The 21713-nt window shown below is 63.9% G+C and carries 25 protein-coding genes; 3 read left to right on the plus strand and 22 right to left on the minus strand.

Going from position 1 to position 21713, the window contains the following annotated elements; all coding sequences use genetic code 11:
* Nucleotide 1: 1 nt before the first annotated feature.
* The 14 genes from IM701_RS13045 to IM701_RS13110 form a co-directional block, all read right to left on the minus strand.
* Nucleotides 2-751 (minus strand): SDR family NAD(P)-dependent oxidoreductase, encoded by a 750-nt coding sequence (locus tag IM701_RS13045; protein WP_193827169.1) that lies wholly within the window; start codon nt 749-751, stop codon nt 2-4.
* Entirely contained in the window at nt 748-1209 is a 462-nt protein-coding gene (locus IM701_RS13050; protein ID WP_193827170.1) for a beta-lactamase hydrolase domain-containing protein, read from the minus strand. Before IM701_RS13050 ends, IM701_RS13045 begins: the two co-directional genes overlap by 4 nt.
* 9 nt (nt 1210-1218) lie before the next feature.
* A complete protein-coding gene (locus IM701_RS13055; RefSeq protein ID WP_082734701.1) occupies nt 1219-2091 on the minus strand; it encodes an amidohydrolase family protein in 873 nt (290 codons plus the stop codon).
* 81 nt (nt 2092-2172) lie between these two features.
* Nucleotides 2173-3597, minus strand: a complete 1425-nt coding sequence (locus tag IM701_RS13060; protein WP_052241953.1) for an aldehyde dehydrogenase family protein — start codon at nt 3595-3597, stop codon at nt 2173-2175.
* Nucleotides 3598-3642: 45 nt separating this feature from the next.
* The gene (locus IM701_RS13065) at nt 3643-5751 is read right to left on the minus strand and encodes a PQQ-dependent dehydrogenase, methanol/ethanol family (RefSeq protein ID WP_039331629.1); all 2109 of its coding nucleotides are present in this window, start codon (nt 5749-5751) and stop codon (nt 3643-3645) included.
* A 35-nt stretch (nt 5752-5786) separates the two neighbouring features.
* Nucleotides 5787-7352, minus strand: a complete 1566-nt coding sequence (locus IM701_RS13070) for an AMP-binding protein (RefSeq protein WP_039331627.1) — start codon at nt 7350-7352, stop codon at nt 5787-5789.
* Between the two features lie 3 nt (nt 7353-7355).
* Nucleotides 7356-8141, minus strand: a complete 786-nt coding sequence (locus IM701_RS13075; protein WP_193827171.1) for a glutathione S-transferase family protein — start codon at nt 8139-8141, stop codon at nt 7356-7358.
* Complete coding sequence (locus tag IM701_RS13080; RefSeq protein WP_039331625.1) at nt 8138-8908, minus strand: glutathione S-transferase family protein; 771 nt, start codon at nt 8906-8908, stop codon at nt 8138-8140. Before IM701_RS13080 ends, IM701_RS13075 begins: the two co-directional genes overlap by 4 nt.
* 255 nt (nt 8909-9163) lie before the next feature.
* Nucleotides 9164-9532 (minus strand): twin-arginine translocation signal domain-containing protein, encoded by a 369-nt coding sequence (locus IM701_RS13085; protein WP_039331624.1) that lies wholly within the window; start codon nt 9530-9532, stop codon nt 9164-9166.
* Nucleotides 9532-9837: a cytochrome c gene (locus tag IM701_RS13090; RefSeq protein ID WP_193827172.1), complete on the minus strand. Its 306-nt coding sequence runs from the start codon at nt 9835-9837 to the stop codon at nt 9532-9534. Before IM701_RS13090 ends, IM701_RS13085 begins: the two co-directional genes overlap by 1 nt.
* 100 nt (nt 9838-9937) lie before the next feature.
* Nucleotides 9938-11530 (minus strand): FAD-binding oxidoreductase, encoded by a 1593-nt coding sequence (locus IM701_RS13095; protein ID WP_193827173.1) that lies wholly within the window; start codon nt 11528-11530, stop codon nt 9938-9940.
* Between the two features lie 73 nt (nt 11531-11603).
* Entirely contained in the window at nt 11604-12101 is a 498-nt protein-coding gene (locus tag IM701_RS13100) for a DUF3237 domain-containing protein (RefSeq protein WP_193827174.1), read from the minus strand.
* 8 nt (nt 12102-12109) lie between these two features.
* A complete protein-coding gene (locus tag IM701_RS13105; RefSeq protein WP_193827175.1) occupies nt 12110-14290 on the minus strand; it encodes a PQQ-dependent dehydrogenase, methanol/ethanol family in 2181 nt (726 codons plus the stop codon).
* Nucleotides 14290-15147 (minus strand): hypothetical protein, encoded by an 858-nt coding sequence (locus tag IM701_RS13110; protein WP_193827176.1) that lies wholly within the window; start codon nt 15145-15147, stop codon nt 14290-14292. The genes IM701_RS13105 and IM701_RS13110 overlap by 1 nt, the downstream gene beginning before the upstream one ends.
* A gap of 89 nt (nt 15148-15236) precedes the next feature.
* On the opposite strand from IM701_RS13110, the gene IM701_RS13115 reads away from it, so the two are divergent.
* The 3 genes from IM701_RS13115 to IM701_RS13125 are packed head-to-tail and all read left to right on the plus strand — an operon-like array spanning nt 15237 to nt 16837.
* Nucleotides 15237-15626 (plus strand): nuclear transport factor 2 family protein, encoded by a 390-nt coding sequence (locus IM701_RS13115; RefSeq protein WP_193827177.1) that lies wholly within the window; start codon nt 15237-15239, stop codon nt 15624-15626.
* 13 nt (nt 15627-15639) lie between these two features.
* Complete coding sequence (locus IM701_RS13120; protein WP_039331618.1) at nt 15640-16092, plus strand: nuclear transport factor 2 family protein; 453 nt, start codon at nt 15640-15642, stop codon at nt 16090-16092.
* A 1-nt stretch (nt 16093) separates the two neighbouring features.
* Nucleotides 16094-16837 carry an SDR family oxidoreductase gene (locus IM701_RS13125; protein ID WP_193827178.1) on the plus strand — a complete coding sequence of 248 codons (744 nt, stop codon included), beginning with the start codon at nt 16094-16096 and terminating at the stop codon, nt 16835-16837.
* A 12-nt stretch (nt 16838-16849) separates the two neighbouring features.
* On the opposite strand, the gene IM701_RS13130 is transcribed toward IM701_RS13125, so the two are convergent.
* From IM701_RS13130 to IM701_RS13165, 8 genes are all read right to left on the minus strand, one after another.
* Complete coding sequence (locus tag IM701_RS13130; protein WP_039331616.1) at nt 16850-17059, minus strand: hypothetical protein; 210 nt, start codon at nt 17057-17059, stop codon at nt 16850-16852.
* A gap of 112 nt (nt 17060-17171) precedes the next feature.
* Nucleotides 17172-17531 (minus strand): hypothetical protein, encoded by a 360-nt coding sequence (locus tag IM701_RS13135; RefSeq protein ID WP_039331613.1) that lies wholly within the window; start codon nt 17529-17531, stop codon nt 17172-17174.
* Nucleotides 17532-17575: 44 nt separating this feature from the next.
* On the minus strand, nt 17576-18490 hold the full coding sequence (locus tag IM701_RS13140; RefSeq protein WP_193827179.1) for a class II glutamine amidotransferase: 915 nt from the start codon (nt 18488-18490) through the stop codon (nt 17576-17578).
* Nucleotides 18490-19452, minus strand: a complete 963-nt coding sequence (locus tag IM701_RS13145) for a cyclic nucleotide-binding domain-containing protein (protein WP_193827180.1) — start codon at nt 19450-19452, stop codon at nt 18490-18492. The genes IM701_RS13140 and IM701_RS13145 overlap by 1 nt, the downstream gene beginning before the upstream one ends.
* A gap of 31 nt (nt 19453-19483) precedes the next feature.
* A complete protein-coding gene (locus IM701_RS13150) occupies nt 19484-19924 on the minus strand; it encodes an SRPBCC family protein (protein WP_062346603.1) in 441 nt (146 codons plus the stop codon).
* A 17-nt stretch (nt 19925-19941) separates the two neighbouring features.
* Nucleotides 19942-20598 carry a glutathione S-transferase family protein gene (locus IM701_RS13155; protein WP_370584322.1) on the minus strand — a complete coding sequence of 219 codons (657 nt, stop codon included), beginning with the start codon at nt 20596-20598 and terminating at the stop codon, nt 19942-19944.
* Nucleotides 20598-21086 carry a VOC family protein gene (locus IM701_RS13160; protein WP_193827181.1) on the minus strand — a complete coding sequence of 163 codons (489 nt, stop codon included), beginning with the start codon at nt 21084-21086 and terminating at the stop codon, nt 20598-20600. The genes IM701_RS13155 and IM701_RS13160 overlap by 1 nt, the downstream gene beginning before the upstream one ends.
* Nucleotides 21083-21712 (minus strand): glutathione S-transferase family protein, encoded by a 630-nt coding sequence (locus IM701_RS13165; protein ID WP_193827182.1) that lies wholly within the window; start codon nt 21710-21712, stop codon nt 21083-21085. The genes IM701_RS13160 and IM701_RS13165 overlap by 4 nt, the downstream gene beginning before the upstream one ends.
* Between the last annotated feature and the right edge of the window lies 1 nt (nt 21713).

Consider the following 21713-nt stretch of genomic DNA (forward strand, 5'->3'; position numbering starts at 1 on the left):
ATCAGAATCGCATGGTGCCGAGCATGCCACCGTCTACCGCCCAGCTTTGGGCGGTGACGTGGCTGGCGGCATCGGACAGAAGGAATGCGGCGACCTTGGCCAGCTCCTCGGGCTGGCCGGTGCGGCCCTGCGGCACTGCCTTGGCCATCTGCGAGGCGGCTTCGGGGGGCAGGCCATCGAGCATCGGCGTCTCGATCAGCCCGGGCACGATGCAATTGCAGCGCACGCCGAACTCGGCCACTTCGTTGGCGACCGCGCGCGATAGGCCGAGCACGGCGTGCTTGCTGGCGACGTAGCCCGCATTCATCGGCAACCCGCGCTCGCTGGCGAGGCTACCGGTGACGAGGATCGCGCCTTGCCGGCGTTCCTTCATCGCGGGCAGCACGTGCTGGATCGCCCAGAGCACGCCCTTGAGGTTCACCGCCATCACGGTGTCGAACATCTCGTCGGTATATTGTTCGACGGGAGCAAACATGCCGCCGATGCCGGCGTTCAGAAACATGCCATCGATCGGGCCATTGGCAGCGATGGCATGATCGAGCGCGTGATGAAGCGCGGCCTTGTCTGCAACGTCGGCCGCAGCGAAGGCGGTGCTGCCGCCAAGGTCGCGCGCAGCCTGTTCGAGCAGATCGGCGCGGCGGGCGATCAGTGTAACGCGCGCGCCGGCCTGGGTGCAGTTGGTCGCAGTCGCGCGCCCGATGCCGGTAGAGGCGCCAGTGATGACGATGTGCTTGCCCGAAAGATCGGTCACTCAGGGGTCCTTGCGATGAATTCCGCCCAGACGCGGGCTTCCTTGCTGTCATGGCCTTCAGGAGACCACTGCCGTTCCATCAGCGCGCGCGCGACGGGCTCCGCAAGGCCGCGACGGTCGCGGTTGTAGCGGTAGAAGAACGCCGAGACGCGCCAGTTCATGATGCAATGGACGTGGACCGGCCTGGGTCCTTCCTCCACCGCCTTCACGAAAGCGGCGAAGTGGTCCTCGCCCGGTGCGTCGAACGGAACGGGGATGTGGGTATAGGCAATGCCTTGCGCGGCAAGCTTGTCCCCTTCCCCGGCCAGCGCTTCGGGATGAGTCTCCAGCGCGAGATTGACGACATGCGCTACGCCCAGGTCGGCGAGGCGCATGACGTCCTTGTCCTCGATCCGGCCCGACGTGGTAATTTCCGCATCAAGCCTCTGCCAGCCGCGGATGCCATCAGGATCGGCCATCAGGCAGGCTCAGGCCAGCCCCAGCAGGCGCGCGGCGTTGTCCTTCATGATGCCGGGCATAACCTCTTCCTTGAAGCCGACCTTCAGCGCCGCATCGATCCACTTCTGAGGGTGGATCAGCGGGAAGTCCGAACCGAACAGCATCTTCTTCCTGAGCTGCGTATTGGCGTACTGGATGATCTGCGGCGCAAAATACTTAGGGCTCCAGCCCGACAGGTCGATGAACACGTTGTCCTTGTGCAACGCCATGGACAGGCTTTCATCCACCCATGGCCACGACGGGTGGGCGAGGATGATCTTCATGTCGGGAAAGTCGACCGCGACATCATCGACCAGCATCGGCTGGCCGTACTTGAGACGCATGCCGCCACCGCCGCGCATCCCCGTGCCCATGCCGGAATGGCCGGTGTGGAAAATCGCGGGCAGGCCATACTCGGCAATGACTTCGTATATCGGATAGCCAACGCGGTCGGCCGGGTGGCAGTTCTGGGCAATGCCGTGGAACTTGAAGCCCTTCACGCCAAAGTTCTCGATCAGATCGCGGGCTTCGCGCGCGCCGTACTTGCCCTTGTGCGGATCGATCGAGGCGAAGGCGATGCAGATGTCGTCGTTCTTGGCCGCCATTTCGGCAACTTCGTAGTTCGACACGCGCTTGGCACCCATGCCGCATTCGGCATCGACCGTGAACATGCAGAAGGCGATCTGCTGCTCGCGATAGATCTCGACGATCTCGGGCATCTTCGGCCGCTCGCGCGGGGCCTTGAAGTAAGCCGAAGCGGCGTCGAAGAACTGGCCCATGACCGGATCTTCCGGATCGTGGCACGAGACCTCGGCATGGACGTGGACGTCGATCGCCTTGATCTTCGAAATGTCGATGGGCACCGCTCTTTTCCTTCAGTTTTGCAAGCATCAAGGCAGCCCTGCCGCGAAACGACAGGGCTACGCTCGATATTCAGGCGCGGATCAGACCAGCGCGTCCTTCTTGACCGTGATCACTTGGCTGTAGGTAAATTCCTTCAGACCCTCGATGCCGTATTCCGCGCCAAAGCCGGACTGCTTGTGTCCGCCGAACGGCGCAAAGGGCGAAAGGTGAAGGAACTCGTTGATCCAAACCGTGCCGGTTTCAAGCTGCTCGGCGATCCTCACGCCGCGTTCGGTGTCCTTGGTCCAGACAGCGCCGGCAAGGCCATATTCCGAATTGTTGGCGCGGGCGATGACTTCGTCGTCGCTGGAGAACTTCATCAGCGGCATGACCGGGCCGAACTGCTCCTCAGCCACGATGCGCGCATCCTCGGGCGGGTTGTCGAGGATCGTGATCGGCACGTAGTAGCCAGAGCCGGAAGGATCGACATCGCCGCCGACGAGGAACTTGTAGCCGTTGTCCTTGGCGTCCTGGATCAGTTCGCAGACACGCTCGAACTGCTTCTTGTTCTGGATGGGGCCGACGCCGGTGCCCTGCTCCGAGCCGTCGCCGACCTTCACGGTCTTGGCGTATTCGGCGATGGCCTTCGACAGGTCGTCGTAGATGTCCTCGTGGATGTAGACGCGCTTGGCGGCCACGCAGATTTGCCCTGCGTTGGTGAAGCTCGACCAGAAGAGCTGCTCGGCAACCTTTTCGACGTCGGCATCGGGCAGGACGATCGAAGCGTCGTTGCCGCCCAGTTCCAGCGTGATGCGCTTGAGGTCCTTCGAGGCGCCTTCCATGATGCGCTTGCCGGTTGCGGTCGAGCCGGTGAAGGTGATCTTGTCGATGTCCGGGTGCGAGGTCATCATCGGGCCGAGTGCGTCTTCGCCGGTAATGATGTTGACGACGCCAGCCGGCACGATGTCCTTGATCAGTTCGGCGAACTTCAGCGTGGTCAGCGGAGTGAACGGCGAAGGCTTGAGCACGATGGTACAGCCGGTGAGGATCGCGGGCGCAATCTTCTGGACGGCCATCAGCAGCGGGAAGTTCCACGGCACGATGCCGGCGACGACGCCGACCGGCACGCGGCGCGTGCGGCTCAGGCGGGTGTCGCTATCTTCGTTGATCGTCTCTTCCAGCGTCAGCGTGGACTGGGCGCTGATGATGCCGGCGCAAGCGTGGATCTCGCCCTGCGCCTGATGATGCGGCTTGCCCTGTTCGCTGGTGAGCAGGCGGTACAGCTCATCGAAATTGGCCTCGATCGCCGCCGCCATGTTGCGGATCACGGCACGCCGATCGTCAACCGGGGTCTTCGACCAGGTCTTGAAGGCAGCGCGGGCAGCAGCCACAGCGCGGTCCAGTTCTTCGACGCCACAGGCTGGGACCCGCCCGATGACCTGCTCGTTCGCGGGGTTCACGACATCAAGCGACTCTGCGGTCGTGACCAGCTCGCCATTGATCAGGTTGGGATAAAGATGCGTCATGAATCTCTCCACTCGTTATGATTGCTATAAGCTATAGCATTCTTGTCAGCGCGCTTCCAGAGCCTTGTCCTCGTTGGCGCGCTTGATGAGGTACTGGCGGATGTTGTCTGCATCCTCTGGCCTGAGCGCCGATTTGAACGACACCATGCCGTTGTGCTGCAGCGCGCCGTCTATGACAACCGATCGGATGGCTTCGGGAGCGTTGAGCGCGGCAGAGTGGCGCAGGTCCGGGTTCACACCGCCGGCAACCGCCGCATCGCCATGGCAGACGTTGCAGTAACGACCGTAGAGTTCGCCACCAGCCTTGACCTGCTCCGGCGTGCCGGTGAACGGCGGCGGGTCGAGGACCATCTTGGCCATCGGCGGAGCGGCAGGCAGCGTGGCCTTCCCGCCGAGCTTGAACACGACGAGGCGGCTGATGTTGCGCTGCTTCTTGGCCTTGTGGGCAAGGACGCCAGTGGCAACGTCCCATACGCCGCCCCAGCCGACCATCACGGCGACATACTGTTCGCCGTCGATCGCATAAGTCATGGGCGCAGCAATGATGCCGCTCTGCGCCGGGAACGACCAGAGCTGCTTGCCCTTGTCGGCGCTATAGGCGACGAAATCGCCGCCTGCGGTGCCCTGGAAGACGAGATTGCCGGCGGTCGAGAGAATGCCACCGTTTGACGGGCTGGGCAGTTCGACCTTCCACGCAGCCTTCTTGGCGACCGGGTCCCAGGCGACGAGCGTGCCGGTGGTTGCGCTCATCGCGGCGGAGCGGGCCTTGGCATCGGCCGGCATTGCGGTGACATAACCATCGAGGCCAGTCTGGAAGCCGATGTCGGTGGCCTTCCAGTCCTTCGCCGCGGCGTAGGGGAATGCGGCGTTGTTGACCGGCAGGTAGAGCAGGCCGGTCTTCGGGCTGAAGCTCTGCGGCTGCCACGAGTGGGCACCCACCGCGCCGGGCAGGCTGACGAATGGTGCGCCCTTTTCGTACCGGGCGGCCGGATTGACTGTCGCCTTGCCTGTGTTGGGATCGATGCCCGTCGCCCAGTTGACCGGTACGAACGGCGTTGCCGAGATGAACTGGCCGGTCTTGGCATCAAGCACGTAGACATGGCCGTTCTTCGGGGCATGCAGCACGACATGGCGCTGCTGGCCCCCGATGTTCAGGTCCGCCAGAGTGATCTGCTGGGCGGAGTCGAAATCCCAGCGGTCTTCCGGGGTTTCCTGGAAGTGCCAGGCATATTCACCGGTGTCGGCATTCACCGCGACGATCGACGAGGTGTAGAGGCTGTCGCCCTCACGACCGGACGCAGCGGGGTTCCACGGCTCGGCGTTGCCGGTGCCAAACAGGACGAGGTTGGTCGTGGGATCATAGGTGATCGCATCCCACACGGTTCCGCCGCCGCCCAGCTTCCACCATTCGCCGGCCCAGGTCTTGGCGGCGTTTTCCATGGCCTTGTTCTCGAAGCCATCGGCGGGGTTGCCGGGAACGGTGTGGAACTTCCACACCTCGTTGCCGGTGTTCACGTCATAGGCAGCGATGTAGCCGCGCGCCTTGTACTCCGAACCGCCGCTGCCGATCAGGACCTTGCCCTTCACCACGCGCGGCGCGCCAGTGATGGTATAGTCCTGCTGGTTGGGCACGACGACCTTCGACCAGGCAACCTTGCCGGTCTTCTGATCCAGCGCAACGAGGCGTCCGTCCAGCGTGCCGACGAACACCTTGTCTCCGTAAAGCGCAACACCGCGATTGACCGCATCGCAGCAGGCCCGGACGAGCGTTTCGCGCGGCACTTCCGGATCGTAGGACCATTTGAGCGCCCCGGTCCTGGCATCGAACGCCTTCACCATCGACCATGCGGTCGAGATGTAGAGCGTGCCGTCGTGCATCAGCGGCGTGGCCTCCTGCCCGCGCGCCGTTTCAAGATCATGGAACCATGCAAGGCCAAGCTGTCCGACGTTGCTGTCGTTGACCTGGGTTAGCGGGGAGAAGCGCTGTTCACCATAATCGCGCCCATAGCTCAGCCATTCGCCTTCAGGCACTTGCGCGATCATCGCATCGGTGACGCCTGCGGAAGCGACAGCGACCGTGTCGCCATCACTCTTGATGTTGCACGCTGCCAGCGGCAGCAGTGCGGCCATCAGGCTTAAGACCTTCAAACGCATATGCAGCTCTCTCTCCCGACTGTCCGTTTTCCGGATCAGTTGACCATACGATCGGCGTTACCCCAATAGGGAACCCGCAGCGCTTTCTTGTCCATCTTGCCCGCAGCAGTGCGCGGAATCGAGTCGATAAACGTGACAGATTTCGGCGCCTTGACCCCGCCGAGGCGATCCTTGGCATAGGCGATGATTTCGGCCTCGGTAATGCCCTCGGCCACGACCACCGCATGGACCTGCTCGCCCCACTTCTCGTGCGGAATGCCGAATACGCAGGCCTCGCGCACTGCTGCCAGTTCTGTCACGGCAGCTTCGACTTCGGCGGTGAACACGTTGAAGCCGCCGGAAACCACCATGTCCTTCTTGCGGTCGACGATGTAGAGGTAGCCGTCCTTGTCGAACTTGCCGACGTCACCGGTGTGATGCCAGCCGAACTTGCGGATTTCGGCGGTTTCCTCAGGCTTTTCGAAGTAGGAATGCGTGACCAGCGCGCCGCGCACGCAGATTTCGCCCGCCTCGCCCAGCGGCACCTCCTTGCCATCATCGTCGAGCAGCGCGACCTTGATCGAGCGGGTGGGCTTGCCGCAGGCGGCGAGCTTTTCCGGTGCGGAAGTGGCGAACTTCGCGACGTCCTCGGGCGGGAACCACGCCACGATCATGGGGCATTCGACCTGACCGTAGGACTGGCACATCGCCGGTCCGAACACCTCCACCGCCTGGCGCAGCTTTTCCGGGCTGCAGGGCGAGCCGACGAGGATGAAGATGCGCAAGCTGGAGTAGTCATGATCGCCCAGTTCCGGCGAGGCGAGCAGCTGGTACAGCGCCGTCGGCGGCAGGTACATGTGGGTAACCTTGTACTCCGCAATCGTGCGCAGCACGCGCTCGGCGTCGAAACCGGGCAGGATCACCTGCGTTGCGCCGAGGCTCAGCGTCGAAAGCGCGATCGGGCCAGCAGCGTGCGTGATCGGCGCTGAAACAAGCGCGACCGGGGAGTCGGTGCGGCCGCCCATGCCATCGGCAGCGGTCTCGATCATCGTGCCCCAGCCGAGGTTGGTGACGTTGGCGCCCTTCGAAGGGCCGGTGGTGCCGCCGGTGGGAAAGATGCCGACCATGTCCATCAGGTTGCCGAAGGCATCGATCTCGGGCTCGACAAAATCGGCCTCGCTGACACCGGCCATGAATTCCTCGAGGCTCGGGTCATCGCCCATGCGCTTGTCGAGGCAGACGAAGTGCTGGAGCGTCGGACAGAGGTTCTTGAGCTGCTGGACTTCGTCGGCCTTGGACGAATGATAGACCAGCCACTTCAGGCGCACGTAGTTGATATAGGCCGCGTTGGCGTCGATGGCGTTGCGCGTGTTGACCGGGATCCACTTGCCGTTGGCGCGCCACATCGCCAGCAGGACGACGAGCAGCATGCCATCGTTCGGACCATAGAGACCGAGGCAGTCCTGGTTCTCGAAACCGCCCTTCTGCAGAGCCGCAGCGATGCGTTCGGACAGGGCCTTGGTTTCGGCGAAGGTCAGCTTAAGACCCGTCTCGGTATCGACGATGGCGAGACGCTGTGGATCGCGATCGTGGCCGCGGTCAAAGTAGTCGATGGCGCGCATTGGTTATCCCCAACGATTGATTTCTGGCCCCGGCGCCCAGGCGCGGAGCGGTTCGGAAACGGTCGACCTGGCAAATGCCGCCTTTACGCAGCTCTGCTCGGCCATGCGGGCGAGCCAAGCGGTGGTGAGGGGAGCAGCGGCGAAGGCATCCGGCCGCAGAAGCTGCATCCCGGCCAGCCAGGAATAGGTGACGAGATCGGCGATCGAAAAGCCGCCCATCAGCCATGCACGGCCATCGGCCAGCTGCTTCTCGCAGCGCTCGACGGCGGCGACGATCTTGGTCTCGCTGTCGGCCACTTGCGCGGCATCGACGACATCATCGTTCAGCACTTGCCAACGGTTGCGCAGATCGTCCGACACGATGCGCGCTGTCAGCGTTGCGAAATCGTCGGCCGGAATGGCTGCAACGGCATGCTGCGAGGAAGCAAGATTGCCGAGCAACGCTGCTGCAGGGGACAGGCGCTCGGTGATCTGGCGGCACCACATCATCATTTCCCAGCGCGCATAGGCGTCCGTCGGCTGCAGCCCGGCCCCGCCCGCGGCCTCGTCAAGATACTGTGCCAGGAACACGGATTCGGTCATCGCCTCACCATCGATGACCAGCACCGGCCCTTCGCCTTCAATGCACAGGTCGAGCGCAACAGGATCGGCAATGCCAGGCAGCGCATGGCGCTCCCCGGCAAGCAGGTCGATGGGGCGGCATTCGATGTCGAGTCCCGATTGCGCCAGAGCGGCAAGCACGGTCAGTGAAGCGCCATTCGGCTCGCCGTGGTAGAGCACCGCGTTCATGCCTCGATCTCCGCCATGATCAGACCATAGCGATTGGCAAGGTCGGTCTTGCCCATCGCCCAGGTCCTCTTGACCGCATCACGCGTATAGACCCGCTTGAGCCAGCGCATGATATTCGGCGTCTTGTCCTTGCCCGCCAGATCTGGCTGCGACAGCGGCAGCGAATAAGTGCTGTTGAAGATGTTGATGTCGGCCAGGCTGTACTCATGCGAGCCGACATAGGGCCGCTTGCCCAGTTCTTCTTCGAGCTTCGCGATGCCCAGACCGACGCGGCGACGGCTCTCGGCCATCTCGCTTTCCGAAAAGTCGCCATTGATTGCCTTGCGCCATGCGACGCGGCGTTCCGGCAGGGGAATGCGCTCGATCGCCGCTGCGAGTTCGGCAGGATCACGCTGGCGCACCATGGGCCCTACGAATACGCTCCACCCGATCATCGAGAAGCTGGGGCCAAGCCACTGGTCCATGAACTTCATCCACCAGCGCACGCGCCAGCGATCACGCGCATCCGACGGCATGAGGTCCGGCCCGTCGAACCGATCGTTCACGTATTCCATGATCGCGGTGCTCTCGGTGAGCACGAGACCATTATGGGTCATCGCCGGGATGGTGCCCTGCGGATTGATCGCAAGGTATTCCGGCTTGTGCTGATCGAACTGCAGCATGTCGATGTAATGGCTGGAAAAGGGCACGCCTTTTTCCATCAGCGCCAGCATCGGCTTCCCCGAGTTGGCGTTGGGTTCCCAGTGATAAAGGGTTACCGCGTCCATTCGTTGCCCACTGGTTCCATTATCTCTCTCCCGATTCCGATGCGTGTCGGAATTTGTTAGTAACACATACTAATTGCGCAGGAGCGCGGGTCAAGCCCGCATGGTGTCGAAATACGCTTTGGGGATTAAGACGCGGGTGGGGCAGACGCCCATTTCGAATGTTTCACCAAGTGAAAGCTGACCGCACGATAAAAGGGGCACGTCCCGACAGGAACGCACCCCTTTTGCAGACTTCTGGCTTTGCGCCGGGACTGTCTAGCGCGCAGTCATCGTCCAGAGGAAAAGATGCGTGCGACCGGAGAGGGGAGCGGCAGCACGAATCTCATCCGAGAGTCGCAGACCCTGCGCCTCCATGACCCCTCTTAGCGCAGTCCAGTCGCTCCAGCGTGTGAGCCCTGTCACGACTTGTGGGAATTTGATCGCACGCGCAGCATCAGCCGCACCCAGAGCAAGGTCGATCGCCCGCTGCGTGTCCTTCGCTGCAGCAAAGGCTGCGGATTCGGGAATGCGGCTGTCGAACACCACCAGCGGCACGGGGCTCGCCATGGCTGCCACCGCAGGCGTTGCGGCGACCGCTCCGGCCAGCGCACTGCCCTTTAGCATCGAGCGGCGTGAGACGCGCATCAGCCTGCCTTCCCGAGGTATTTCGCCACGGCATCAAGCTCGGCATCGGTAAGGTCGACCTTGGTCTGCTGCGGCATGGCACCCTTGCCCATGCGGACCACGGTCTTGACGTAATCGGCAGTCAGATCGGTGCGATTGGCGAGCAGGCCCTTGTCGGGCGAGTTCCCAGCCATGACCTGCTGCTTGGTGAGCAGGTTGGTGCCCATGCCGCCGGTCAGGTGGCAATAACCGCAGTGCACTTCGAACAGCACCTTGCCATCCCTACCGGGCTTGAGCCTGTCGCCGGTCGGCGCAACCGGTCGCATCTGATACGGCGGCGGGGGCCGGGCGGCGGCCCCGGAGGTGCGGCAAAGACGGCGGTCGCGGCAAGGCCCAGTGCGCCGACGAAAACGAGCGATGCGCGGTTCATGCCCCGTGACCTCCCGCGTTGCTCCTGCCACGGGCATCGGAATAGGCGGCAGGCCAGATGCCCTGCTTGCCCGGCGCGATGATGCCGTTGGGGTCGAGCGCGTTCTTCACCTTCTCGCCGAAGCGGCGCAGCGCGTGGTTGTTGAAATCGAAGGTTTCCATGACCGGGTCCATCCAGCCGAGGTGGGTGCGGTATTCGGCGTAGCCCGCCTTTGCCGTCTCGGTGATCAGCGCATCGAACAGCTTGCGCATCTTGACGACTTCAGCCGCGTTGTCGCGGTCGTACATCAGCATGTTGACGTTGTTGGCAAAGCGCCCACCGATGGTGAAGCTGGCGTAGAAGTCGACGTCGAAATCAGCGATGATCTTGCGGCTGCGCGCCATCTGATCGAGCACATGCTTGCCGGTTGCCGGGACAACGGGCGAGAAGCCCATGTGCGCCCCGCGTCCGCCGATCCAGTCGGACATCTGCAACGGCACGGCCGACGGAATGCCCATCGTGGTGTCGACGCCGTGGATATAGTCGCCAGGATGCCACCAGTGCTCTTCCGGAGCGACGGCCAGGTTGCGCTTCATCGCCGCCTTGACCACTTCGGCCTTGGCCTTGACCACGCTTTCCTCGCCATACAGGCGCAGCGCGACTTGCCAGTAGCCCAGCTTGTGCTCCTTCAGCAGTTCCTCCACACGCCATTCGGGGATGGCCGAGGGCTTGTCCCAGAAGTCCTGACGCTGGCCCTTGAGAACCATCTTGCCCAGCCACGAAGGAATGAACACATTCTGGTCGATCAGGCCCGAGATCTTGAGCGGCGCAATGGTATCGACCACCCAGCCGATGTCCTCGACCTTGGGGATGTCCCACACGATCTCGAGCGAGCTTTCGGGCGCGGGCTGCAGCCAGATGCCGGCCTTGGTCACCACGCCGAGGTTAGACTGCGTGAAGGCGAGGTCGAAGGTCGGCCCGTAGCTCATCGGGAAGAGGTGCCAGGCCGGGTTGTTGCTCATCGCGCCCATCCCGGTGCGGACAAGGTCGCCATCGGGCAGCACTGCCTCGATCCCGCAAAGGTTGCGGGCATGCAGGCCATAGGGCGTGTAGCCGATGCCATGTTCGAGCGCGTTGCCCAAAACCGAGCCCCAGGCATTGCCCGGCACCGACATCCACAGCGGCGCCTTTTCGCGCTGGATATGCTCGTAGAGATCGAAAAAGCCGACGCCCGGTTCGACCACACAATAGGCCAGCTTGGTGTCGAGTTCGAGCACCTTGTTCATGCGGCCAAGGTCGAGCACGACCGTGCCTGGCAGGCGCGGCGCGGCGGTGCCATAACCCAGGTTCTTGCCGCGCGCGACGGGCCAGAGCGGCGTCTTGTGTTGGTTGGCAAGCCGCACGATGGCGCGCACTTCATCGACAGAGGCGGGCGCGACGGCAGCCGAGGCGGGCCACTCCTCGGTGCTGCCGGGAGCATAGGTATCGGCATAGGCGTCGCGGTCGGCGTCGGAGTCCATGACCCATTCCTTGCCGACCACGCCGGCAAAGGCGGTCATCGCCGCCTGGAACTGCTTGGGACTGACGCGCGGGGGCAGGTGCAGCTTCAAGGCGTGGACTCTCCCGTCACTTATTTTCTAACAATTGTTATTGTTTGCAGCACTTGTGATTTGCCGTCAAGCCTCACGTCAGCGCGTAATACTTGACGTAGTTGCCGTCCGGCTTGCGCTCGCCCACGCCGATGAACACATGCCGCGTCAGCCAATCGTGCTTGCCCTTGCTTGTCTCGAAGGTGGGCTGCGCGCGCAGGTAGTATTCGGCATGCGGGACGGGCTCGCCCCCGGCGAAGGCCCAGGCGCGGAGGCGGTCCATCGTCCCCGGCTCACGGCCCCACAGGAAGCCCTTGTTCTGCATGTAGATCAACGTGCCGTCATCGACTTCGAGCACATAGCGCGCATCGAACACGGCGGTGTCGTCCGGGCGGAAGAAGGCATAATCGCCGCCGGAGTTCGGCACTGCCCTGCCCTTGAGCAGCGGCCCCTCGAACTCGCCCTCGTCGACATAAACGGCGCTGCGCATGCCGCCAGAAGGCAGGTCGGGCACCATCTGCACACGGGTGAAGCGCAGGCGGCAGGCGAAGGCAAATTCGAGGCGGGGGTTGTCGAGCGTGGAGAAGTCCATGAGGTGCCTCAGTAGTTCGAAAGGATCGTCAGGCTCGGCCCGTCGAGCGGCTTGCCGGCCTTCTGCTTGGCTTGCTCGTCGGCGCGGGTCTTGGCTTGCAGATCGATCAGGTACGCGTGGATCGCATCGGCATCACCGGGCGAGAGGATGTCGTCCCAGCGCGGCATCCCGTTCGGCGTAAGCAGTCCTTCCAGCACGATCTGCCGGAAAGCCTCGTGCGTGCCCGGCTGCATCCGGCGCAGGTCCGGCGTGATCGAGCGCGGCTGGTTGGCATGGCAGATGGCGCAGTTGCCGAAGAACAGCCCCTGCCCCCGGGCAATCGTCGCCGCAGTGACGCCCGGTGCCTGCGCCGGAGCTTCTGGCGCAACTTCCAGCGGTGGCAACAGATCGGGCATCGGCACCTTGCCGCCACCCAGCCTGAACACCAGCAGCCGGTTCATGTTGCCGCGCGTGTAGGCGGCCGAATAGCGCGGAACAAAGGGATAGCCGCCCCCACCCCACCCGGCCATGACTGCGACATACTGCACGCCGCCGACCTCGTAGGTCATCGGCGCGGCCATGATCGGGGTGCCGGTGTCAATTTCCTTGAGCAGCTTGCCCGTCCTTGTCTCCCGCACGAAGAGCTTGCCGGTGACCCCACCGTAGATTGTGAGGCCGGTAGCTGTGGTCAGCACGCCGCCGCGATCCTGCCAGCCTGCGGTGTCGGCAGACCAGACGGTCTTGCCCGTCAGCGGATCGATCGCGCGGATCTGCGCGGTGGCAGGCTGCCTGAGCGCTTCCTGAAAGGCCGGAAGCTTGCGCACGGCATCGCCGAACTCGGGCGGAAAGCCCGCCAGCGCCTCTTTCACATCGGGCGTGAAGATCAGCGCGGCATCGTTGTTGAGCCCGCGCGCCTTCAGCGGCTTGGCCCCCGGCGTCATGAAGATGAGGTTGCCCATGTCGAGCACCGCGCCGATGTATAGACCGGTAGCGGGATCGTAGCTGGCCGGATGCCAGTTGCGCGCGCCGGTGGTGGCGGGAAAGACGATCTTGGGGCCGGTGGTGTAGTCCGCCGCTTCGGGATCCAGGATCGGCCGCCCGGATTTGGGGTCGATCCCCTTGGCCCAGTTGGTGCGCACGATCGGATTGGCGCGCAGCAGCTTTCCGTCACGTCGGTCGAGGATGTAGAGATAGCCGTTCTTTGGCGCGTGGAGCACGACCGGGCGGTTCTCGCCATCGATGTCCATGCGCGTGAAGATCATCGGCTGGGTCGCGGTGAAGTCCCAGTTGTCTCCGGGCGTTTCCTGATAGTGCCACTTCATTCGCCCCGTCTTCGGATCGAGCGCGACGAGACTGGCGAGGTAGAGGTTGTCCCCGCCCGAGGGCGAGCGCTTCGACGTGGCGTAAGGCCCGCCGTTGCCGGTGCCGACGAGGACCAGCCCGGTCTCGGGATCGTAGTTGATCGCATCCCACGGCGAACCGCCGCCGCCGATGTCCCAGCGGCTGTTCGGGTCCCATGTCTTCAATGCGGCTTCGAGTTCCGGTGTTTCCTGCGGGCCGAGCTTGGGATCGCGCGGCACCACGTGCCAGCGCCAACGCAGCTTGCCGGTATCGAGATCCAGCGCGGTGACATAGCCGCGCACGTCATATTCGGCGCCACCCATGCCGATGACCACGACATCGCCAGCCACTTCCGGAGCGCCGGTTGAATTGTCGCCTTTGGCGCGATTCTCGATGAAGTCGCTCTTCCACGCAACTGCGCCGGTCCGGGCATCGAGCGCGTACATCCAGCCATCAAGCGAAGCGACAAACACCTTGCCCCGCGCCACGGCGACACCACGGTTGACCATGTCACAGCAGACCGTGCGGTTGACCTGCATGTCGACTTCTGGCTCGAACCGCCAGAGCGGCTTGCCGGTGGCCGCATCGAAAGCATAGGCGCGGCCTGCAGTGCCTGACGTATAGAGTACGCCATCGACCACTACCGGGGTGGCTTCCTGCCCCCTGAAGGTGTCCAGTTCGGCAGACCACGCGAGGCCCAACTGGCCAACGTTCTGCGCATTGATCGCAGTGAGCCGCGAATGGCGAGTCTTGCCGGAGTCCCCGCCGGGACTGGTCCACTCCCGTCCTGCCCCCTCGGTCAGCGTCGTCGCGCCGCCCAGCGAGCAGGCGGCGAGACCAAGAAAGAGACTGGCGAGGACCTGGCGCATCACAGCGCGTCCCACGGACTGGGCATGCGGTAGGGCACGGTTATGAAGTTCGCTTCGATCTGTTCGATCATGCCATGGTCGATCTTGAACAGTTCGGAGATGTAAAAGCTGTGCGGGCGCAACACCGGACTTTTCACCGTGCGCCCATCGGTCAACTGGAACTCGCGCAGGCGGCCGGAATGATCGATGAAACCGAAGGCCAGCACCAGCCCGCGCTCTTCATCCACCAGCGGGAAGCGACGGGCGCGCAAGTCATCGTCGTAGCGATAATTGCCCATGCGGAACTGCTCTTCGCAGCCCAGCGCCGAGACCGGCACGATCTTTGCGAAGTCGGGATTGCGCGTGGTCTGGACCCCGTTTTCCACGCGATTGCAATCGGGGTGGAACTTCGTGTGGATCGTTCCGTCGTTGCGCTGAAGGGTATCGAAGTAGCCGTTCGAAAGGCGCACCATCTCCTCTCGGGACACCGGTTCTTCAGGTTCGCGGTGCAGGATCGGCTTGTCCCAGTAGCGGCAGTTCTCGAACTTGATGCCACTGTCGGACTGGCGGACGATCAGCATCTCGCACTCGGCGATCTGGCCCGCTTCGTTCACGCCGAGGCGCAGGGTGAAGGCCGATTCCTCGATAGGCTCGATCACCGTGCCGAAGTAACCGACCTGGCCCGTCCTCACGTCGGCAAAGCGCAACTGGTAGTCGCCCAGCCGGTCGATCGTGCCCCACACGCCATCGCCGATCTCCAGCATGACGTTGTTCTCGCTATGATGCGCACCCCGTGCCCAATCCAGCGCATGGGGATCGCGCGTGTTCAACGCGGCAAGGAACCGGTCAAGAACGGCATAGAGCTCGGCGCGGGTCATCGATTCTCCCAAGATTGCATTGAGGCTTTGACGGCCTTCTCTGGCCAAGGCATACTCTACCAATTGTTATAAATAAAGGGGAGAGGCGCATGGCGCGGACAGCGGCCGAACAGGCCAACCACGACCTCGTGCTGGAGATGTACCACAAGGTCCTGATCGCGATGGATAGCAGCGCAGTCGACCGCTACATCGCAGCGGAATACGTCCAGCATTCCTCGTTGGCCGCACCGACGGTTGAGGCGCTGAAGGGCTTTCTCGACCGGGTGCGGGCCGAATCGCCCGATGCCGTGCAGACCATCCACCGCAGCTTCGTCGATGGCGATCATGTCATCACGCACACCCACGTCGTGCGCTGGCCGGGCGATTCGGGGCTTGCCGTGGTCGATATCTTCCGGGTGGCGAACGGCATGATCGTCGAGCACTGGGACGTGATTCAGGACGTGCCGGCCCAGCCGGTCAACCCCAACAGCATGTTTTGAAGGGAGAAGAACGATGCGCCTCGTAACCGCAGCAATTGCCCTTGCCCTCACCGCCAATGCCGCGCAGGCGGCGGAATGCAAGCTGACCCCGAAGCAGGTGGTCAGCAACTTCATGGACGAGTTCTACATCCAGAAGAAGGTCCGCTCCTCGTTCGAGCGCTGGGTCGATCCCGGTTACATCCAGCACAACCCCTATGCCGCCACCGGCCGGGAAGCCGCGATCGGCTTCCTCGAAAAATTCGTCGCCGAAAACCCCGGCCAGCGCACCACGATCCATCGCATCATCGCCGACGGCAACCTGGTGGCGGTCCACAGTCACGGCTGGATGGAGAACGGTGATGCCGCAGCCAAGCGCGGCTTCGCGGTGGTCGATATCTTCCGTGTCGAAGGCTGCAAGGTGATGGAACACTGGGACGTGCTCTCGCCCGTGCCGGAAGCGTCGGCCAACACCAACACGATGTTCTGAGATGAAGCGCTTCGACAACAAGTGCGTGGCGATCCTCGGCGGCAATGCCGGCATCGGCCTTGCCGCCGCGCGGATGTTCGCTGCCGAGGGCGCCAGGCTTGCCATCACCGGGCGCAATGCCGAGACCTTGCGGGCTGTGGCCGAGGAACTCAGCGCGCTGTGCATCCGCTCGGACATCGGTGACCTTGCCCAGACCCAGGCGGCGTTGGGCGAGATCGGGGACTCGCTGGGCGGGATCGACGTGCTGTTCGTCAACGCAGGGGTCGGCGGCTTCGCCATGGTGCCTGATGTCACCCCGGAGTTCTGGGATCAGATCCACACCGTCAACCTGCGCGGGGCGTTCTTCGCGATCCAGAAGGCGCTGCCGCTGATGCGCAACGGCGGGGCCATCGTCATTACCGGCTCCATCGGATCGACCGCGGCTGTGCCGGGCAACGTCGCCTATGCCGCAGCCAAGGCAGGCCTGCGGGCCATGGCGCGCATCGTCGGCAAGGAACTGCTGCCGCGGCGCATCCGCGTAAACATGGTCAGCCCCGGCCCGACCGACACCGAAATCTTCAAGCGCGACGCAAGCCCTGAGGAGATTCAAGGCATGCGCGAATTGCTCTCGTCGGTCGTGCCGCTGGGGCGCATGGGGACCTCGGAAGAAGTGGCGCGCGCAGTGCTGTTCCTAGCCAGTACCGAGGCCAGCTTCATCAACGGTGTAGACCTCAGCGTCGATGGCGGGTGCATCGAGCTGGGCTGACACTTGGGCTGATTATTGCGTGGGCCCCGCCTCGGCCGCGCCCTTCAGCGTGGCGCCGCTGCGGTCGGGCAGGGTCCAGATGATCAGGTTCACCACCATGATCCCGGCGAGCGTCAGCATCAGCGCAGGCCGCTTGCGTTCGCCCCGGCGGAACAGGAACACAGCCCCGCCGACAAGGGCGATCGCGGCCAGCATCATCAGGGACAGCGCAGCATCAAGCATGCAGGATTCCTTGAATACGGCACCGGCCCGCTCCTCCGGCCCGACCACCCATAGGATACACTGTCGGGTGGTCGGGCCGGGGGAGCGGGCCGGTGCCGCCAATCAGAATGCGTTAGCGACTGAACAGGCCCTTGGCCATACCGGCAAGATCGTCGAGCGGATTGCCGTCGCCGTCCCTGTCGAGGAAGGCGGAAACCTTGCTCAACGCATCGGGATTCTGGCCAAGCGCCGAAGCAAAACTGGCCAGTGCGCCCTCGCCGCCGATGTGGCCTACGATCTCCTGCAGTTTCGAGGCGTCGAGGCCGGAGTTGGCCGCCGCCGTCTCGATCGTGTCGCCCTTCGACTGGTGCCCCGCAGCCAGCGCCGCAATCGCGTTCTCGGCTGTGTCGGGATCGATGCCGACCTTTGCCGCAAGGTTCTTCACATCGACATTGCCGGCCACCTGGCCAAGGATCGAATCGAACAGGCTCATGACGTTTCCCCTTCACTGCTGAGCACAAGCCTATCAGGTGCCGATCAGACTTCCAGAGCGTGAATCTCCGCCCGCCGCCTTGCCCCATCGCGCCGCACCAGCAGCGCCGAATACTCCGGCACTTCGATCCATGTCGCGAAGTCGCGGGTGAGCGGCTCTGAAGCCACGATCACGCTGTCGGCATCGATGGCTCCGCCGGTCAGCTTCCACTCGCCTTCGTGAAGGCCATAGTCCCGTCCGCACGTGTACCACATCGAGAGATACTCCGAACTGCCCTGCAGCGCGCCCGCGTCGAAGTGTCCGAAGTCGAAAGTAAAGCGGACGGCGGCAAGATTGGTGCCATCGCAGAACATCAGGTTGGTCGAACTTGACCGCGTGATCCCATGCCGCGCCCTGGCCTCACGCAGCACGCTCAAGGCATGGCGGATCGCGGCGAGGATGGCGTCAGGCTCGTTGATCCCGCCCGGATCAGGCAGGGCCGAGACGACCAGCGCATAGATCCATTCGCTGTCGGTGGAGCCCTGGATCTGCTTGGCAAACTCCGGCCGGATGTGCGGAGCAAGATCGAAGCGCATGTCCCGGAAACCTGCCAGATCGCCGTTGTGCGCCATGGACAGCGGCACGCCATCGAAGCGGAAGGGATGGCAGTTCTGCTCGTTGATCTGGACCGTGGAGTTATAGGGCACGCCGCGAATGTGCGCGAGCAGCGCGGATGAACGCAGCTTGCCGGCAAGCGCCTTGAGATTGCGATCGAACAGCGCAACCTGCGTCGTACGATAACGAAACGGCACGTTCGGCGCGTGGCTTGCTTCGTCCCACGCGGCCATCCCGAAACCCGCCAGGTTAAGCATCTGCAGCATCTGCGCGCCGATTGTCTGGTTGAGCAGCGAGGAATCGGGCGCATAGAGCAGGTCATCGAGCAGGACCGGCGTGCCGAGATAGCTCAGGATGCGGCACATCAGCCCAGTTCTCCGGCATGGTTGAAACGCGCCAGGGACAACGAGCGGCCGAGGTGGCGGTTGGCCTTGCGCTGGTCCTGCACCAGTTGTCGCCCGAACGCTGCGTGGAGCACGGGCAGCCACGGCGGCGCATCGGCTTCCAGCGCGGCAAGCGTCACGGCAGGAAGATGGACAAGCTGTGCCGGTTCCGCCGCCGTCACCAGCAGAGGCTGCGGCCCGCCATCGCTGTGACCGGTCAGGCCGACGAAGCAGCCGGGCCCGAACACGAAGACCTGCTCTGCCATCGCGCCCCGCGGCACCGCTGCGCGCACTGCCCCGCGCAGGACGAGAAAGAGACCGTCCTGTCTGTCCCCTGGAGCAGCCACCGTAGCGCCCCGCCGCGCTTCCAGGAATGCCCCCGCCTGCACGATATCCCCGATGCCTTTAAGACGCGCAAGGCCATGCGCCAGCACAGCCGCATCGGAGCGCGACGGGCTGGGCCCCGGCCCGGAATGCAACTGCCGCAGCGCGTGCGGATCGAAATGGCCTTCGGCCACGATCCGTTCGAGCGTCTTCCGGGTGCGCGCGGCCACGAGGCGGCGCAAGGCGTGTCCGAGCTGCATGGCCCAGCCCGAGCCATCGGCCAGCAGCGCCCGGAAGCGGCGACCGGATACCACCAGCCCGCGGGTGTCCTCCACTGCCCTGACCCGGGCCGAGCGGGGGCCATCGTCAAGCAGGGCAAACTCACCCACGACCTCGCCGGGCCGTATTGCCGAGATCACCGCATTGTCGTCACCCGGAATGCGCGCGGCGATCTCCAGCAGGCCCGCTTCGACAAGGTAGAGTGCATCGGCATGATCACCTTGCCGAAACAGCACTTCACCTGCGCCAACGGCGAACGGCAAGGCATTGCCCAGCAGTGCTTCCCAAGCCTCGCGATCGAACCCGGCAAGCTGCGCCGGTGCCTGCGCTCTCTCTCCCATCCACAGAGATTGCGCCTGCCCCGCCTTTACGTCAATCGGCCTCGGCAAGCGCCTGCAATTGGTCGGCACAGGCATTCCAACCCGCTTCGAACCCCATCTCGGCGTGGCTCTGCATCGCCTCCTCGGTCCAGTGCCGGGCGCTGGCAGTGTAGCGCGTGCCATCACCTTCCGGCGCCACTTCCCAGATTCCGATCATGAAAGGTCCGGAGGGTTCGAAGTCAGACGTAACCGCATCGGTCGTGATGAATCGCCGGCCTTCTTCCCAGGCAAGGAAAATCCCCTCCTGCGGCATCTCCTCACCATCCGGGCCATGCATGACCATCGCAGACCGACCACCGGGCCGACGTTCCTGCGCGACCATGGTGATGCGCCAAGGTTTGGGACACCACCATTCCTCCTGCCGGTTGGCCAGGACGTCCCAGACTTTGACCGGGCTGGCCGCGATATAGCGGTTGATCGAAAGCTCGTGCATGTCTGTCTCCTTGTCGCTCAATCGCGATCGGGCGCGCCGAGGGGGAAGTAATGCCGGAATCGACGCGCGTCCTCGACGCAGCGCGCCACCGGCGGCAATGCCAGAAGGTGCGCGCGCCAGGCCCGGAGCCGTGCGCAGTCATCGGGGATGGGTACCACCCAATCGGCATAAAACAGCGAGGGCCCAGCGGCGCATTCGATCAGGCTGATGGTCGCAGGCATCGCATAGCCCGCCAGCCACGCATCGATCCAGCGATAGGCGCGCGTCACTCGCTCCTCGACGCGCCCCTGCACTTCGGCCGAGACGGTTCCGTGCCGGATCGCATCGTCGACGCTGTCCTGCATCGCGTTCATCACGTAATTGTCGAACACCCGGTCGATCATGCGCGTCCAGACCGCCTCGTCTGCGTCGGAAGGCAGAAGCGGCGCGGGGCCGGGATGGTGGAGCGCAAGATACTCGATGATCGAAGTCGCTTCGAACACCTCGCGCGATCCATCCACCAGCAGCGGAAACTTGCCCATCGGGCTGGCCTGCTGGACCCGGTCATGGGCGGCGGCCTGATCGGGATTCTCGCCATCGAGACTGTGGAACGTGAACGGCGTGCCATTGGCATAAAGCGCAATCAGCGTCTTCCATGTGTAGGACGAGAAGGGATGGCCGTAGAGCGCGAGCATCAGGCATCTCCTCGCGCCGCGGCCTCGATCGCGGCATGATCGATCTTGTGCATGGTCATCATTGCGGAGAAGACCCGCGCCCGAACATCCGGGTCGGGATGAGCCATTCCCTCGGTCAGGACCCGCGGGGTAATCTGCCAGCTCAGGCCCCACTTGTCCTTGCACCAGCCGCAGGCACTTTCCGCACCACCATTGCCGACGATGGCTTTCCAATAGCGGTCGGTCTCCTCCTGCGAATCGGTGGCGACCTGAAACGAGAACGCCTCGCTATGCGGGAACTGCGGCCCGCCATTCAGGCCCATGCAGGGCGTGCCGAGAACAGTGAACTCGACCATGAGCACGGTGCCGGCAGAGCCGCCGGGGAAGTCGGTCGGCGCGCGATTGATCGACCTGATCTCGCTGTCGGGGAAAGTTGCGGCATAGAAGTTTGCTGCCTCTTCGGCATCGCCATCGTACCACAGGCACAGGGTGAGCGGAGGGACGGTCATGACTGCATCTCGGCGATCAGTGCGCTATCAATCGCCTTCGCCTCGCCATAGGCCGGCCGCGCTCGCACCCGATCGAGATAGGCCAGGAACTCCGGCCGCTCGGGCAGAGACTTGAAGCCGACGCCCCAATCCACGTGGCTGCCGACATAGACGTCCGCCATCGTGAACCGGTCGCCACAGACGTAGGCGTTCTGAGCCAGGTGCCGCGCAAGCGAATCGACCGTGCGATCATAGCTGCCAAAGCCGGCCATGCCTTGCTGCCGTGGGTCCTTTGGATCGAAGCCGAGGCTGCGCGCCGTGACCGCCTGCTCCACTGGCCCAGCCGCAAAGAATGTCCAGCGCAGATAGGCCGCGCGTTCGTGATCCTGCGGCCCCAGACCGGCCTCCGGGAAGACCTCCGCCAGGTACAGGCAGATCGCGGCGCATTCGGTGACCACGTGATCGCCTTCGTCGGCGTGGTGCACGATCGTCGGCACCTTGCCCATCGGGTTGGCAGCAAGGAAGCCCTCCGGCTTGGCCTGCCAGTCGACCAGCACGGTGTCATAAGTCGCGCCAACTTCGTGCAGCGCCCAGCGTGCGATCTGGCCGCGCGACATCGGGTTCGTGTAGAACGTGAACTTGCTCATC

It is taken from the genome of Novosphingobium sp. ES2-1 (assembly GCF_015169775.1).
Taxonomy (GTDB): domain Bacteria; phylum Pseudomonadota; class Alphaproteobacteria; order Sphingomonadales; family Sphingomonadaceae; genus Novosphingobium; species Novosphingobium subterraneum.

Coding starts and splice junctions, on each gene's coding strand:
- IM701_RS13050 (WP_193827170.1), bottom strand. CDS start 1,209: ATGGCCGATCCTGATGGCATCCGCGGCTGGCAGAGGCTTGATGCGGAA.
- IM701_RS13060 (WP_052241953.1), bottom strand. CDS start 3,597: ATGACGCATCTTTATCCCAACCTGATCAATGGCGAGCTGGTCACGACC.
- IM701_RS13065 (WP_039331629.1), bottom strand. CDS start 5,751: ATGCGTTTGAAGGTCTTAAGCCTGATGGCCGCACTGCTGCCGCTGGCA.
- IM701_RS13070 (WP_039331627.1), bottom strand. CDS start 7,352: ATGCGCGCCATCGACTACTTTGACCGCGGCCACGATCGCGATCCACAG.
- IM701_RS13075 (WP_193827171.1), bottom strand. CDS start 8,141: ATGAACGCGGTGCTCTACCACGGCGAGCCGAATGGCGCTTCACTGACC.
- IM701_RS13080 (WP_039331625.1), bottom strand. CDS start 8,908: ATGGACGCGGTAACCCTTTATCACTGGGAACCCAACGCCAACTCGGGG.
- IM701_RS13085 (WP_039331624.1), bottom strand. CDS start 9,532: ATGCGCGTCTCACGCCGCTCGATGCTAAAGGGCAGTGCGCTGGCCGGA.
- IM701_RS13090 (WP_193827172.1), bottom strand. CDS start 9,837: ATGCGACCGGTTGCGCCGACCGGCGACAGGCTCAAGCCCGGTAGGGAT.
- IM701_RS13100 (WP_193827174.1), bottom strand. CDS start 12,101: ATGGACTTCTCCACGCTCGACAACCCCCGCCTCGAATTTGCCTTCGCC.
- IM701_RS13105 (WP_193827175.1), bottom strand. CDS start 14,290: ATGCGCCAGGTCCTCGCCAGTCTCTTTCTTGGTCTCGCCGCCTGCTCG.
- IM701_RS13110 (WP_193827176.1), bottom strand. CDS start 15,147: ATGACCCGCGCCGAGCTCTATGCCGTTCTTGACCGGTTCCTTGCCGCG.
- IM701_RS13115 (WP_193827177.1), top strand. CDS start 15,237: ATGGCGCGGACAGCGGCCGAACAGGCCAACCACGACCTCGTGCTGGAG.
- IM701_RS13120 (WP_039331618.1), top strand. CDS start 15,640: ATGCGCCTCGTAACCGCAGCAATTGCCCTTGCCCTCACCGCCAATGCC.
- IM701_RS13125 (WP_193827178.1), top strand. CDS start 16,094: ATGAAGCGCTTCGACAACAAGTGCGTGGCGATCCTCGGCGGCAATGCC.
- IM701_RS13130 (WP_039331616.1), bottom strand. CDS start 17,059: ATGCTTGATGCTGCGCTGTCCCTGATGATGCTGGCCGCGATCGCCCTT.
- IM701_RS13135 (WP_039331613.1), bottom strand. CDS start 17,531: ATGAGCCTGTTCGATTCGATCCTTGGCCAGGTGGCCGGCAATGTCGAT.
- IM701_RS13140 (WP_193827179.1), bottom strand. CDS start 18,490: ATGTGCCGCATCCTGAGCTATCTCGGCACGCCGGTCCTGCTCGATGAC.
- IM701_RS13145 (WP_193827180.1), bottom strand. CDS start 19,452: ATGGGAGAGAGAGCGCAGGCACCGGCGCAGCTTGCCGGGTTCGATCGC.
- IM701_RS13150 (WP_062346603.1), bottom strand. CDS start 19,924: ATGCACGAGCTTTCGATCAACCGCTATATCGCGGCCAGCCCGGTCAAA.
- IM701_RS13155 (WP_370584322.1), bottom strand. CDS start 20,598: ATGCTCGCGCTCTACGGCCATCCCTTCTCGTCCTACACATGGAAGACG.
- IM701_RS13160 (WP_193827181.1), bottom strand. CDS start 21,086: ATGACCGTCCCTCCGCTCACCCTGTGCCTGTGGTACGATGGCGATGCC.
- IM701_RS13165 (WP_193827182.1), bottom strand. CDS start 21,712: ATGAGCAAGTTCACGTTCTACACGAACCCGATGTCGCGCGGCCAGATC.